This window comes from Buttiauxella ferragutiae, assembly GCF_022637515.1.
Taxonomy (GTDB): Bacteria; Pseudomonadota; Gammaproteobacteria; order Enterobacterales; family Enterobacteriaceae; genus Buttiauxella; species Buttiauxella ferragutiae.
Genome location: NZ_CP093332.1, coordinates 4,791,502 through 4,805,474, shown reverse-complemented (window position 1 = coordinate 4,805,474; position 13,973 = coordinate 4,791,502). Strand labels below are relative to the sequence as shown.

The 13,973-nt window shown below is 52.1% G+C and carries 10 protein-coding genes and 3 tRNA genes; 7 read left to right on the top strand and 6 right to left on the bottom strand.

What is annotated here, in order from left to right:
* Positions 1–6: 6 nt before the first annotated feature.
* Complete coding sequence (locus MNO13_RS22185) at positions 7–744, bottom strand: succinate dehydrogenase/fumarate reductase iron-sulfur subunit (protein WP_064540792.1); 738 nt, start codon at positions 742–744, stop codon at positions 7–9.
* Entirely contained in the window at positions 737–2,530 is a 1,794-nt protein-coding gene (gene frdA / locus MNO13_RS22180) for a fumarate reductase (quinol) flavoprotein subunit (protein ID WP_133522959.1), read from the bottom strand. Before frdA ends, MNO13_RS22185 begins: the two co-directional genes overlap by 8 nt.
* Before the next feature lie 328 nt (positions 2,531–2,858).
* Here frdA and epmA point away from each other — a divergent pair, with 328 nt between their 5' ends.
* Entirely contained in the window at positions 2,859–3,836 is a 978-nt protein-coding gene (epmA, locus tag MNO13_RS22175) for an elongation factor P--(R)-beta-lysine ligase (RefSeq protein ID WP_064540787.1), read from the top strand.
* 120 nt (positions 3,837–3,956) lie between these two features.
* Here epmA and mscM read toward each other — a convergent pair whose 3' ends face one another.
* From mscM to rsgA, 3 genes are all read right to left on the bottom strand, one after another.
* Complete coding sequence (gene mscM / locus MNO13_RS22170; protein ID WP_064540784.1) at positions 3,957–7,295, bottom strand: miniconductance mechanosensitive channel MscM; 3,339 nt, start codon at positions 7,293–7,295, stop codon at positions 3,957–3,959.
* 57 nt (positions 7,296–7,352) lie between these two features.
* The gene (gene asd / locus MNO13_RS22165; RefSeq protein WP_121814471.1) at positions 7,353–8,309 is read right to left on the bottom strand and encodes an archaetidylserine decarboxylase; all 957 of its coding nucleotides are present in this window, start codon (positions 8,307–8,309) and stop codon (positions 7,353–7,355) included.
* Between the two features lie 79 nt (positions 8,310–8,388).
* A complete protein-coding gene (gene rsgA / locus MNO13_RS22160) occupies positions 8,389–9,444 on the bottom strand; it encodes a small ribosomal subunit biogenesis GTPase RsgA (protein ID WP_064540777.1) in 1,056 nt (351 codons plus the stop codon).
* 113 nt (positions 9,445–9,557) lie between these two features.
* Here rsgA and orn point away from each other — a divergent pair, with 113 nt between their 5' ends.
* The 4 genes from orn to MNO13_RS22140 all read left to right on the top strand — a co-directional run bounded on the left by orn (position 9,558) and on the right by MNO13_RS22140 (position 10,577).
* On the top strand, positions 9,558–10,103 hold the full coding sequence (orn, locus tag MNO13_RS22155; RefSeq protein ID WP_064540773.1) for an oligoribonuclease: 546 nt from the start codon (positions 9,558–9,560) through the stop codon (positions 10,101–10,103).
* A gap of 174 nt (positions 10,104–10,277) precedes the next feature.
* A tRNA-Gly gene (locus MNO13_RS22150) sits at positions 10,278–10,353 on the top strand.
* Positions 10,354–10,389: 36 nt separating this feature from the next.
* Positions 10,390–10,465: transfer RNA gene (locus MNO13_RS22145), tRNA-Gly, on the top strand.
* A 36-nt stretch (positions 10,466–10,501) separates the two neighbouring features.
* Positions 10,502–10,577: transfer RNA gene (locus MNO13_RS22140), tRNA-Gly, on the top strand.
* A 270-nt stretch (positions 10,578–10,847) separates the two neighbouring features.
* On the opposite strand, the gene queG is transcribed toward MNO13_RS22140, so the two are convergent.
* A complete protein-coding gene (queG, locus tag MNO13_RS22135; RefSeq protein ID WP_241939324.1) occupies positions 10,848–11,987 on the bottom strand; it encodes a tRNA epoxyqueuosine(34) reductase QueG in 1,140 nt (379 codons plus the stop codon).
* Here queG and nnr point away from each other — a divergent pair.
* On the top strand, positions 11,986–13,512 hold the full coding sequence (gene nnr, locus MNO13_RS22130) for a bifunctional ADP-dependent NAD(P)H-hydrate dehydratase/NAD(P)H-hydrate epimerase (RefSeq protein ID WP_241939323.1): 1,527 nt from the start codon (positions 11,986–11,988) through the stop codon (positions 13,510–13,512). The two genes, queG and nnr, sit on opposite strands and share 2 nt — an antisense overlap.
* On the top strand, positions 13,505–13,966 hold the full coding sequence (gene tsaE / locus MNO13_RS22125) for a tRNA (adenosine(37)-N6)-threonylcarbamoyltransferase complex ATPase subunit type 1 TsaE (protein WP_064540762.1): 462 nt from the start codon (positions 13,505–13,507) through the stop codon (positions 13,964–13,966). Before nnr ends, tsaE begins: the two co-directional genes overlap by 8 nt.
* The last annotated feature ends 7 nt before the right edge of the window (positions 13,967–13,973 follow it).

The window sequence follows — 13,973 nt, the reverse complement described above, 5'->3', positions numbered from 1 at the left end:
CACTCCTTAGCGTGGTTTCAGGGTGGCAATCAAAAAGTCTTTCGAGCTTTCGACTTTACCCTGCTGGATGGCAGCTGCCGGATCGACGTGTTTCGGGCACACCTCGGAGCAGTAGCCCACGAAAGTGCAACTCCAGACGCCGTTCTGGCCGTTGAGCTGCGCCATACGCTCTTTCTTGCCATGGTCGCGGTTATCCAGGTTGTAACGATGAGCAAGCGTAATGGCCGCCGGGCCAATGAACTCAGGATTCAAACCAAACTGTGGGCAAGCTGCATAGCACAGGCCACAGTTGATGCAGCCGGAGAACTGATGGTATTTCGCCATCTGTGCCGGGGTTTGGGTGTTTGGCCCCTGATCTGGCGTACGCGTGTTGCCGATGATGTAAGGCTTAATCGCTTCCAGGCTTTCGATAAAGTGAGTCATGTCGACGACTAAATCGCGCTCGATAGGGAAGTTCCCCAGCGCTTCAACCTTCATACCTTGCGTGTATTCACGCAGGAAGGTTTTACAAGCCAGTTTCGGTACACGGTTAACCATCATGCCGCAAGAGCCGCAGATAGCCATACGGCACGACCAGCGGTAGGTCAGGTCTGGTGCCAAATTGTCTTTGATGTAACCCAGCGCATCAAGCAGCGAGGTTTGTTCATCATAAGGCACTTCGTAGATAGCACTGTGTGGCTCGCTGTCCGTTTCCGGGTTGTAGCGCATCACTTCAATCTTCAGAGTCTTCATCACATCAGCCATTCGACGTCTCCTTCTTCTTGTCGGCTGCTTCGGATTCCGCACCGTAGACGCGTTTAGCCGGTGGCAAAGTGGTGATTTTCACATCACTGTATTCCAGACGTGTCGTTCCATCTGCGTCACGGAAAGCGAGAGTGTGCTTCAGGAAGTTAACGTCATCACGCTCGGTACAACCTTCGTCTAAACGCTGGTGTGCGCCGCGAGACTCTTTACGCGCCATTGCCGAGTGCGCCATACATTCCGCAACGTTCAGGCCGTGGCCCAGCTCGATGGTGTAGAGCAAATCGGTATTAAACACGCTGGAGGTATCGGTGATGCGTACGCGTTTGAAGCGTTCTTGCAGCTCAGACAGTTTATCGATGGTTTTCTGCATCAGCTCTGGGGTGCGATAAATACCGCAGCCTTCTTCCATCGACAGGCCCATTTCATCGCGGATTTTCGACCAGTTTTCATTGCCTTCCTGATTAACCAGTTTCTTCAGACGCGTTTCGACATCAGCGGCTTGCGCATTCAGCGCGGCATCATTCGCAGGCTGCGCTTCGTTCGCGCGCTTCATGGCACTTTCGCCCGCCATACGGCCAAACACCACCAGCTCAGCAAGAGAGTTAGAACCCAGACGGTTTGCACCATGTAGACCAACGGAAGAACATTCGCCGACGGCAAACAGCCCTTTGATACGGCTTTCGCATTGGCTATCCGTTTCGATACCGCCCATGGTGTAGTGCGCGGTAGGGCGAACTGGAATCGGCTCTTTAACCGGATCGACGCCAACATACGCTTTGGACAATTCGCAGATAAACGGCAGGCGTTCGAGGAGTTTTTTCTCGCCCAGATGACGCAGGTCGAGATAGACCACATCGCCACGTGGCGTCGGAACGGTGCGGCCTGCGCGCCATTCGTGCCAGAAGGCTTGAGAAACTTTGTCGCGTGGGCCAAGTTCCATGTACTTGTTACGTGGCTCGCCAAGCGGAGTTTCTGGCCCCATGCCGTAATCTTGCAGATAGCGATAGCCATCTTTGTTGACCAGAATACCGCCTTCACCACGGCAGCCTTCTGTCATCAGAATGCCGGAGCCTGGCAGGCCAGTTGGGTGATATTGCACGAATTCCATATCGCGTAGCGGTACGCCGTGGCTTAACGCCATGCCCATACCATCACCGGTCACGATGCCGCCGTTGGTGTTGTAGCGGTAAACACGACCTGCACCGCCGGTTGCCATTACCACGGCATTCGCGCGGATTTGCACCAGCGTGCCTTCCATCATATTCATGGCTACCAGGCCACGTGCTGCGCCGTCGTCCACCAGAATATCGAGCACGAAATGCTCGTCAAAACGCTGGATCTGCGGGAACTGTAATGAGGTCTGGAACAGGGTGTGGAGCATATGGAAGCCGGTTTTATCCGCGGCAAACCAGGTACGCTCAATCTTCATGCCACCGAAGCGACGCACGTTTACGGAACCGTCCGGACGGCGGCTCCATGGGCAACCCCATTGCTCCAGCTGTGTCATTTCGGTTGGGCATTGATGGACGAAGTAGTCGACCACATCTTGCTCGCACAACCAATCACCACCGGCTACGGTGTCATTAAAATGGTATTCGAAACTGTCGTGATCCTGCGCAACGGCGGCAGAACCCCCTTCAGCGGCCACGGTGTGGCTACGCATTGGGTAGACTTTGGAGATCAGAGCGATTTTGGCTTGTGGATTGGCTTGTGCTGCCGCAATGGCTGCTCGTAAGCCCGCTCCGCCAGCGCCTATTATGGCGAGATCGGCTTGAAAGGTTTGCACGACATTCCTCCAGATTTTAGTGATTTCGTATAGCTAATGTAACCAAAGGTAGTTCACCAATACGGCGCTAGCTACGCGAAAGGGTTATCCCTGCTCCTTTGTAGGTAGCGGATTATAGCCGTAGGCATATTAAGGAAATTTGACGTGTTCGATTTTTTTGCTGTTCAGATCGGTAATTAATTAATTTTGATGATGAGTCAGGTCACGAAATTCAAATTTTTACTGCCAAATCGGTTCGTAGGCTGATGAAAATTTACCAGGCAAAATTTGTCTCCCTGGAGTGTTGCGAGTAGACTTCTCCGCCTTGTTTGTATACGGAGATTCCACCATGAGCGAAACGGCCACTTGGCAGCCGAGCGCATCCATCCCCAACCTGTTGAAACGCGCCGCGATCATGGCGGTTATTCGGCGTTTTTTTGCCGATCGCGGTGTACTGGAGGTGGAAACACCCTGCATGAGCCAGGCAACGGTTACAGATATTAACCTGTTCCCGTTTGAAACCCGTTTTGTTGGCCCAGGCCACGCTCAGGGCGTCAATTTGTACCTGATGACCAGCCCGGAATATCACATGAAACGCCTGCTGGCGGCGGGCATTGGCCCGGTATTCCAGTTGTGCCGCAGTTTCCGTAACGAAGAAATGGGTCGCCACCATAATCCAGAATTCACCATGCTGGAGTGGTACCGCCCTTGCTACGATATGTATCGTCTGATGAATGAAGTGGATGATTTACTGCAACAGGTTCTGGAAACTGATGCGGCAGAAACGCTCTCTTATCAGCAGGCTTTCCAACGCCACCTGGAAATTGACCCGCTTTCTGCGGACAAAACCCAGCTGCGCGAAGTGGCGAGAAAACTCGATTTAAGCAACATTGCCGATCAGGAAGAAGACCGTGACACCTTGCTGCAACTGCTTTTCAGCATGGGTGTCGAGCCGCATATTGGTAAAGATAAACCGACGTTTGTGTACCACTTCCCGGCAAGCCAGGCCGCTCTTGCACAGATCAGCACCGAAGACCATCGTGTAGCTGAGCGCTTTGAGGTTTACTTCCGAGGTATTGAGCTGGCGAATGGTTTCCACGAATTAACCGATGCGCGTGAGCAGCAGCAGCGTTTCGAGCAGGATAACCGTAAACGTGCCGCTCGCGGCTTGCCGCAGCAACCAATTGATGTGAATTTGTTGGAAGCGTTGAAGGCAGGTTTGCCAGATTGCTCAGGCGTGGCGTTAGGTGTGGATCGTTTGATTATGTTGGCTCTGAAGGCTGAAAGCCTGGCCGATGTGCTGGCGTTTCCGGTAGATCGCGCTTAAACCACCCTCACCCTGGCCCTCTCCCTGAGGGAGAGGGGATAGTCTGGTGTTCTCACCCTGAGGGATGCACCGGTTTTCTCCTTCTCCTGGGGGAGAAGGCTGGGATGAGGGCGACCTTGCTTACAAACTCCCCGGCGTCCTGCCTGCTTTCCCCGAAGATGTCAGCGTTTTACTGCTACGTTGCCCGCCTAAAGTATCCAGACGCATCTGGAATGGTGGGAACGGTAGCTCGATTCCGTGTTCGCGGAACCCTTGCAGAATCAACTGATGAATCTCGTGACGTAGTGGCATACGGTGGTTCATCTCAGCGGCATAAATACGCAGCTCAAAAATCTGAATACCCGCCTGTAAATCCACCAGGAATGCTTCTGGCGCTGGGTTATCAATCACCAGTGAACAACGCTCAGCTGCCTGTAACAGCACCCTCGTCACTTCTTCGCTGTTCGCATCCGACGGGGCTGGAACGGTTAACACCACACGCGTTACCGAATCCGACAGCGACCAGTTGATGAACTGCTCGGTGATAAACGCCTTGTTCGGTACGATGATCTCTTTACGATCCCAGTCGCTGATCGTCGTGGCACGGGTATTGATCTTGGTGACGCTACCGGTGAGATCGCGGATCGTCACGGTATCGCCAATACGAATCGGCTTTTCGAACAAGATAATCAGGCCAGAGATAAAGTTGGCAAAAATTTCCTGTAAACCAAAACCTAAACCCACACCGAGGGCGGCGACCAGCCACTGCAATTTCGACCATTCGATACCAATCATCGAGAAACCGACCAACGTCCCCACCAGTAACAGCAGATATTTGGTGACGGTAGTAATCGCATAACCAGTACCAGGGGCTAAATCCAGATGCTGTAGCAGCGCGAGTTCAAGCAGTGCGGGAAAATTACGCACCAACTGCATGGTGATAATCAGCACCAGAATCGCAATCAACACCGCACCAAGCGTAATCGGCTCAAGGCTTTCCACGCCTTGTACGGTTGAGGTCACATCCCACAAGGTGATGTTCTCAAGGAAGCCAAAGGCGGAATGGATTTCTGACCACAATACAATGACCGACAACAGTGCAATCAGCATCAGAATCGACCGCACCAGGCGCAGTGACTGCACACTGATGGTATCCAGATCGATTTCCTGTTCTTCGATGGTTTCAGCAGAACTTTCTGCGCTGAGGCTATGAGTGGTTTCTTCTTCGCCACGCGCACGCTGGGCGAGGATTTCAGCACGGCGATGTTTTGCACGATCAAACGCCAGGCGGCGACGCTGAATCAGCATCCAGCGGCGGATGATATGGTAGACCACCAGCAGCAGGAACCAGATAGCGACTGAGGTTTCCAGCCTGGCAAGCAAGGCCTGTGCGGTCGCGAGGTAACCGACCACGGCCGCCAGAATTGCCACTAATGGAGCGGCAAGCAGCAGGTTCCACAGCACGGTGTTCGCGATGTTTTCGCTATTGCCTTGTTTATCCAGATACAGCGGTATACCCGCACGTTTCAGGCTTAAGGTCACCAGCGCTAACGCACCACAAATCAAAATAAAGCACAGCCGCCCAAGTGAGCCTGAGAATTCACGATCGCTAAGATTATCAAACATAATCAATGCCATAATCAGTGGCACGATCAGGCCGATACTCATCAGGTAGTAACGCATCGCGCGGGCCACACGTTGTTGCGGCCAGCCAAAATGCACGATGAACAAACCGTTAGGGCGCGCAAACGTGGCACAAATCATCACGGCCCACAGCAAGGGAACGGTGGCGGTTACACCATCACCAATTGCCACCGCGAGGGGATACGGCCACGCAGCCTGAAGCCCGAAACCGAGCGTTGCCCATAGCACCGGCAGCGGGAGCGCCACCAGAATCGACCAGAACACGGTGCGCAAGGTTAAGCTGAAATGATCCTGCGTCACTTTACCGACTTTGGCGCTTGAGCGGTCCAGGAAAGCGGTGAAATGGCGGCGCGAACTAATACTGAAACCGACGAGGATCAAGGCACCAAACAGCGGCAACAGTGTTTCCTTGCTGGTCAGCATCATCATGGTAGCGCTGCCGAGTTGGCTGAAGGTATCCATTGAAACCAGACGGCGTAAATCCTGCACTAACTCAACCGGCCAGGCGAATCCTATTGGACTAACGTCTGAGGTCCAGAACAGGTAACGGTGTGTGGCTACGTTGACCTCTTTGAGTGCATCTTCCAGTTGGCTGTTCGCCACTTTCAGCTTGGTCAGTTCAAGGATGAGGTTATCGCCACCTTGCAGCAAAGAATTGAGCAGTTCGCGCTGGGTACGTAGTTGCGCTTCCAGAATACGATTTTGCTCGCTGGTGAGCGGCTGACCATTGGTTTGGCGAGTTTGCATAAGCTGTTGTTGTTTACTCAGCAGGTCTTCGTAATGCAAACGCTGGACACGCAACTGGCCGAGTTCGGTATCCACTTGCTGAGGTTTTGGCATTTCAGGCAAACGGGCTACTTGAGCACGCAGCGCTTCGCCGAGGACGTTTGAAACGCCCAGCCATTGTGATTGCTCGCGCAGCGTATTAAGTGCCTGGCGCACTTGCACCGTCTGGCTGGAGGCCTGGCGTTGCTGCGAGGCCACTAAATCCATACGCTGAGCTTGTTGATTCAATGCCTGAGATAGTTGGCGGTTATTATTAAACTGGGCAACGATCTCTGGCGGCAGGTTGGCGCTGCTTTCGGCCAACAGTTCGGTGCTTTCCAGCGCTTGTTCTGCTTCACGCTGGCGCTGGTTATTCAGTTGGTTACGCAATGCCTGAAGATAAGCATCCAGCTGTGCGCTCTGTTTTTGGGCCAGCTCGGCCCGCAGGCGAGCGAGTTCCTGGCGATTACTGGCTGACAATTGTGCCAGTTCCAGTTCATCGACTAACGCTTTCAGGCGTGAAGCTTCAGCCTGCAAAGCGATGTTCTGCGCCTGAGTTAATGGTGTGCTGGTGGCTGGCAAGGTTCCCATCCGACGCTCAACGTCGTTTAACTGGCGGCGAGCATCAGTTTGCTGCTGCGGGAGCTGGCTGAGTGAGTCGGTGATTTCTCGGGTGCGTTCCTGCTCTTGCTGCGCAAGACGGCTTTTATCCAGCAACTGACTACTGACTTGCAGGATTTCCTGATTTAACGCATCGGTCGACAGGCCATCAGGCACTTTTTGTGGTTCATCGTGCTGATTATTGATTTGTCGACGCAAGGTGTCTGAAAGCTTGGGGAAGTTATCTATAACTTGTTGATATTGTGTGGCTCGTTCCAGGGAGACTTTGCGTTCATCAAGCGCATTAAGGGCCGCCTGTAGAGCTTCCACAGTTTCAGCACTGCCTGGTTTATCCTTCGCAGATTTGGCTTGTTCCAGTTCCTGGGTGATTTGTTTGGCGTCGGGGGCCGTTGCGGCGTAGGCACCGAGGCTGAGGCAGCAACCGATCAGTAATGTGATTATCAGGCGCACGTCAGTCCCTTATTTATGAACCAGCCCTCATGGTGAGGGCTGGAGATAATAGCGTTATTAGATGTCTGGTTTGTTCTCTGGTGTGTCCGCTTCAGCTGCCACTTCTGGTTCGGGAATTTCGCTTACCGGAATTTCTGGTTCACTCATCGGTTCAGTCGAGATTGCCAGCGGCTCACCAATTTTGGTCGCAGACAGGCTTTGCAGCTGTTCAACCAGGTTCACTTTACCCGGTGCGAACAAGTTAATAACCGTTGAACCTAGTTTAAAGCGACCCATTTCCTGGCCTTTTAACAGCGCCACAGAACCTTCGCTTTCGCCCGCAGGCCATGTCCAGCGTTTGATAACGCCTTCACGCGGTGGTGTGATGGTGCCAGCCCAGACTGTTTCGATGCTGCCAACAATGGTGGCACCCACCAGAATTTGGGCCATCGGGCCAAATTCGGTATCAAACAGGCAGATAACGCGTTCGTTACGGGCAAACAGATTCGGCACGTTTTGCGCGGTTAAATGGTTCACAGAGAACAAGTCGCCCGGCACGTAAATCATCTCACGCAAAATACCGTTACAAGGCATGTGAACGCGGTGGTAGTCACGTGGTGACAGATAAGTCGTAACGAAGCTACCGTTACGGAACAAATCTGCCATTAAGTAGTTACCGGCGAGCAGGGCTTCGAGGCTGTAATTATGGCCTTTTGCCTGCAAGATTTTGTCTTCTTCAATTGGGCCTAACTGGCTGACTACGCCATCTGCTGGCATCACCAGCACATTAGGGTCGGTGTTCACTGGGCGAACATCGTCACGCAGTGGGCGAACGAAGAATTCGTTGAAGGTGCGGTAGCTGGCGGTGTCTGGCTTCTGTGCTTCCTTCATGTCGACTTTGTAGTATTTGACGAACAGATCGATAACCAGTTTGGTTAACCAGCCTGCTCGTTTGCTTGCACCCCAGCCTGCCAGGCGTGTCAGCCAAAGTTTAGGCAGGATGTACTGGAGTGAAAGTTTAAAATTGTCTAACAAGATAGCCTCCTGGCTAAGTACACATGTAAGCGGGCATACACAAAAAGGAGCGCGATTTTAGCGATGCCCAGCTTAATTGTCAGCGGTCAGTATCGGAAAAGGTTTTACGCGATTTTACCTCGGACATACTTTCCAGTATGCGGTGGTAGTTATCGAAACGCGTTTCTGCGATTTCCCCACGTTCAACAGCTTCGCGCAGTGCGCAGCCTGGATCGTTGGTGTGGCTGCAGTCACGGTATTTGCAACGACCTAAATAGTCGTGGAATTCAGTAAACCCATGAGTGACCTGATCCGGCTCTAAGTGCCACAAACCAAACTCACGCACGCCTGGGGAGTCGATAACATCACCGCCGCCCGGGAAGTGATACAGACGTGAAGCGGTGGTGGTGTGTTGACCTAAACCGGAGTTGTCCGAAACGTCATTAACCAAAATCTGGACTTCTTTAAAGCCGAGAAGGTTGTTGAGCAGGCTGGATTTGCCCACACCTGATTGCCCGGCAAAAATACTGACGCGGCCAATCAACGCTTCTTCAAGCTCTTTCAGACCTTCAACTTTGTGGCTGGAAACGAACAGAACGCGATAACCAATCTTGCGGTAGATATCCATTTGTTCATTGACGAACTTCAGGCCTGCTTCGTCCAGCAGGTCGGTTTTGTTCAGTACCAGCAATGGTTCGACATCGAGCGTTTCGCACGCCACCAGATAACGGTCAATAATATTCAGTGACAGCTCCGGCAAGATCGCGGAAACCACGATGATTTGGTCGATATTAGCGGCAATAGGTTTTACGCCGTCGTAGAAATCAGGGCGCGTCAGGACGGTAGTGCGCTCATGTACTGCATCTACAATGCCTTTAATCGTGACACCGGCAGCCGCTTCTTTAGCTGGGCGCCAGACCACGTTGTCGCCAGTCACCAGCGAACGGATGGTGCGACGAATATTGCAGCGGTGAATTTCACCACCGAGAGATTCAACATCGGCATGTTGGCCGAAACGGCTTATCACGCGGCCATCGCGCGGTTCACCAAACTGAGAGTCGTCGGGATCGGCTTTCTCCACAGTCTGTTTAAGCCGACGCTGGTGGTTTGCTGAAACCCGGCGCTGCTGTCCTTTGGAGAGTTTATTTTTGCTCAATCTTACTGGCTCCTGGTCGCCCGTAGTGGGCAAAACCTCTATGATACACACTATTTTATACGAGTTAACCCATCGACAAGGGTGGGCTACGCACAAGAAGGGTGGAAAATAGCATGAGTGGAAATGAAAACAATCTCATTTGGATTGATTTAGAAATGACCGGCCTGGACCCCGAGCGGGATCGCATAATTGAAATCGCCACTCTGGTTACTGATGCCAATTTGAATATCCTCGCTGAAGGACCAACCATTGCTGTTCATCAGTCTGATGAGCAACTGGCGCTGATGGATGACTGGAATGTGCGTACTCATACTGGAAGTGGCCTGGTTGAGCGTGTCAAAGCGAGTACCCAGGATGACCGCGCAGCTGAACTGGCAACACTTGAGTTCCTAAAGCTTTGGGTGCCAGCGAATAGCTCGCCAATCTGTGGTAACAGTATCGGCCAGGATCGTCGTTTCCTGTTTAAGTATATGCCTGAGCTGGAAGCTTACTTCCACTACCGTTATCTGGATGTCAGTACGCTCAAAGAGCTGGCGCGCCGTTGGAAACCTGAGATTCTGGCTGATTTCAAAAAGCAGGGCACTCATCAGGCAATGGACGATATTCGTGAGTCAGTGGCTGAGTTAGCATTCTATCGCGAGAATTTTATTAAGCTTTGACAGGCGTGTGGGAGGAGCTAAACTCCTCCATCGCTGAGATATTAATCATTTTGGCGTTTAAATCGCCATTCAAACTAATTTTGTGAAAAAAACCTTTTGAGGGGCTTGCGACTAAAACGATTTCTCGTATAATGCGCCTCCCGTACCGATGCAGAATTTGCAGCGTTACACAGAGCGGGAATAGCTCAGTTGGTAGAGCACGACCTTGCCAAGGTCGGGGTCGCGAGTTCGAGTCTCGTTTCCCGCTCCAAATTTGATTAGGCTTTTTACAGCCAGCACCACCCAAGCGGGAATAGCTCAGTTGGTAGAGCACGACCTTGCCAAGGTCGGGGTCGCGAGTTCGAGTCTCGTTTCCCGCTCCAAAATTTGATTTGGCTTTTACAGCCAGCACCACCCAAGCGGGAATAGCTCAGTTGGTAGAGCACGACCTTGCCAAGGTCGGGGTCGCGAGTTCGAGTCTCGTTTCCCGCTCCAAATTCTAATATCCAGTACAAATTATCCACAACGCTAAGTCGCGTCGGTGGTGGTTTTTACGTTCCTCAAAAACTATTGTGAACAGACTTATCCACAGCTTAGTTTTATTCCCTTCGATCGCTAATTATTTATTAACTTTTACATCTTTAGTTTAACTAATTGATTTAATTCATTTTTATAATGTTTAAAAATGTTAACTCGATCGCTTGCAGATTTTACATCGCTTGTGGGGCAAGGCTTTCAAATTTTTATTCACATCCTGTGGACATTTCACGCATCACGTTTTAACCCCTTTTCAATGACTCGAACCAGACGCTGTTTTTGCGGTAACTGGACTTCCGTTGCATTCGCGCTTCGTCTGGTTAATTGTTGCGCAATCGCCCAGTCGATGTGTTCGTCAAGAAGTGGGTGCTCACCTTTTCGTTGTTGTAGTGCTTCCAGAATGGCTTCATCCCATGGCGCATTACCCATCGCTACCGCAATATTTCGCAGCCAGCGCAAATGTCCAATGCGCCGAATTGCCGAACCTTCGGTTACCCGCAGGAAATACTCTTCACTCCAGGCGAATAACTCAACCAGCGGTGGTGCATGTAACGCACGGCGCGGGCTAAAGTCGTCTTCTGTGGTGAGTTGCGAAAAACGATTCCACGGGCAAATCAGTTGGCAGTCGTCACATCCATAGATGCGGTTACCGATTAATGGTCTGAACTCTTCGGGAATGGCGCCTTCAAGCTCAATGGTGAGGTAGGAGATGCAGCGCCTGGCATCCACGGTGTATGGCTCCACAATCGCGCCGGTTGGACAAATAGTCATGCAAGCCACACAGCGCCCACACTGTTCCTCGATAGCTTTATCAACAGGAAGAGGGATATCGACCAACAGCTCGCCGAGGAAAAAGAATGAACCGGCTTCCTGATTAAGGATAAGTGAGTGCTTACCTGTCCAACCCAGACCGGCTTTTTCTGCCAACGGGCGTTCAAGAATCGGCGCAGAATCCACAAAAGGTCTAAAATTCAGCGTGGAACAGTGGGACTGGATCATTTCACCCAGTTTTTTGAGCCGATTACGCAGCAGTTTGTGGTAGTCACGTCCAAGCGCGTAGCGGCTGATATAACCAATTTTGGGGTTTTTGAGCGTTGAAGCGAAGGCTGCGTTTGCCGGAAGATAGTTCATGCGCACGCTAATCACACGCAAAGTGCCGGGGAGCAGTTCGTGAGGCCGGGCACGCATCATGCCGTGACGAGCCATCCAGTCCATCTCACCGTGGTATTGTTTATCCAGCCACATCTGGAGCGCAGGCTCGCTGGAGGTGAGATCGGTATCGGAAATTCCAACTTGCTGGAAGCCGAGTTCGATCCCCCACTGTTTAATATTTTGCGCTAATTGATTGAGATCGAGGGGCTGTGACATGACGGACCTGAGCCTAAAAATAACCGCTAAAAGTATACCACATTCAGTCTGGTCAGCAGACTGGCTGCGCACCGCTGAAAAGCAGGCGGCGGATGGCTTAGGGTTAACGCTGTATGAATTGATGCAACGAGCGGGAGCGGCGGCGTTTAATTTAGCCCGTGAACTGTACCCGCAAACTCACCACTGGTTGATTGCATGCGGGCATGGCAATAACGGCGGCGATGGTTACGTGGTGGCTCGGCTTGCTCAGGCTGCTGGCATCCGCGTGACATTGCTGGCATTAGAAAGCGATAAAGCCTTACCGGAAGAAGCTGCTACAGCGCGCGATGCCTGGCTAAATGCCGCGGGTGTGATTCACGCAGCGGATACTGTCTGGCCCGATGATATCGACCTTGTGATTGATGGTGTGTTGGGAACCGGTCTGAATAGCGTGCCGCGTGAGGCTGCAGTACAGCTTATCGAACAATGTAATCAGTATTCGGCACCGGTCATTGCGCTGGATATTCCTTCAGGCCTGCTCGCAGAAACTGGGGCGACACCAGGTGCAGTGATACATGCCTCCCATACCCTGACGTTTATTGCTCTCAAACCTGGCTTACTAACGGGAAAGGCTCGGGATGTGGTCGGTAAACTGCATTTTCATGCGCTTGGTCTTGAAGAGTGGTTGCAAGGCCAGACAGCGCCAATTTCTCGCGTGGATAGCGCACAATTATCCGGCTGGCTACCGCCACGGAAACGTACTTCGCACAAAGGCACTAACGGGCGGCTGGTGGTTATTGGTGGTGATTACGGTACTGCCGGAGCGATTAGAATGGCGGGTGAAGCCGCATTACGGGCGGGGGCGGGTTTAGTCAGAGTGCTGACACGTATCGAGAACGTTGTACCATTGCTCACTGCTCGTCCGGAATTAATGGTTCAGGAACTGACTGCACAAACGCTTGATGAATCTCTTGAGTGGGCTGATGTGGTGGTCATTGGCCCAGGTTTAGGGCAGCAGGAGTGGGGCAAAAGCGCCTTACAAAAAGCAGAGAACAGTCAGAAACCGATGTTGTGGGATGCCGATGCGCTTAACCTTCTGGCAATCAATCCCGATAAACGTCAGAATCGCGTGATTACGCCACATCCTGGAGAGGCCGCCAGGTTATTAAATTGTACCGTATCTCAAATTGAGAGTGACCGCTTACTTTCCGCGGACCGCCTGGTAAAACGTTATGGTGGAATTGTGGTCTTAAAAGGTGCCGGTACGATTGTGGCCAGCCAAAGTGGTGAGTGCGCAATGATTGATGTGGGTAATGCTGGCATGGGCAGTGGTGGAATGGGGGATGTGCTGTCCGGAATTATCGGAGCGTTGCTGGCACAGAAGTTAACCCCGTATGATGCTGCTTGCGCTGGTTGTGTTGCTCATGGTGCTGCTGCTGACATGTTAGCCCATCGCTACGGCACGCGTGGCATGTTAGCGAGCGACTTATTAACGACGTTGTACCCTTTTGTTAACCCGGATTTGAATAGCAAAGAAAATGATTAATCGAGTTATCGCATTACCTGATGAAGCTGCGACATTAGAGTTGGGTGCCCGTCTGGCTAAAGCCTGCGAAGGTGCCACCGTTATTCATCTGTATGGTGACCTGGGCGCGGGGAAAACGACATTTAGCCGTGGTTTTATACAGGCGCTAGGCCATAAAGGGAACGTTAAAAGCCCAACCTATACGTTGGTGGAGCCGTACACCCTCGGCGATTTGATGGTGTATCACTTCGATCTTTACCGTCTTGCCGATCCAGAAGAACTCGAGTTTATGGGAATCCGTGACTATTTCACCAATGATGCAATCAGTCTGGTGGAGTGGCCGCAACAAGGTCAGGGTGTGCTTCCAGAACCGGATGTCGAAATCCACCTAAGTTACCAGGCTTGCGGGCGCGAAGCGTGTCTGAAAGCAGTTTCCTCATCTGGTGAGTCGTTACTGGCGCGGTTGGCCAAATAACAAGGAT

Coding starts and splice junctions, on each gene's coding strand:
- queG (WP_241939324.1), bottom strand. CDS start 11,987: ATGTCACAGCCCCTCGATCTCAATCAATTAGCGCAAAATATTAAACAG.
- orn (WP_064540773.1), top strand. CDS start 9,558: ATGAGTGGAAATGAAAACAATCTCATTTGGATTGATTTAGAAATGACC.
- nnr (WP_241939323.1), top strand. CDS start 11,986: ATGACGGACCTGAGCCTAAAAATAACCGCTAAAAGTATACCACATTCA.
- tsaE (WP_064540762.1), top strand. CDS start 13,505: ATGATTAATCGAGTTATCGCATTACCTGATGAAGCTGCGACATTAGAG.
- epmA (WP_064540787.1), top strand. CDS start 2,859: ATGAGCGAAACGGCCACTTGGCAGCCGAGCGCATCCATCCCCAACCTG.
- MNO13_RS22185 (WP_064540792.1), bottom strand. CDS start 744: ATGGCTGATGTGATGAAGACTCTGAAGATTGAAGTGATGCGCTACAAC.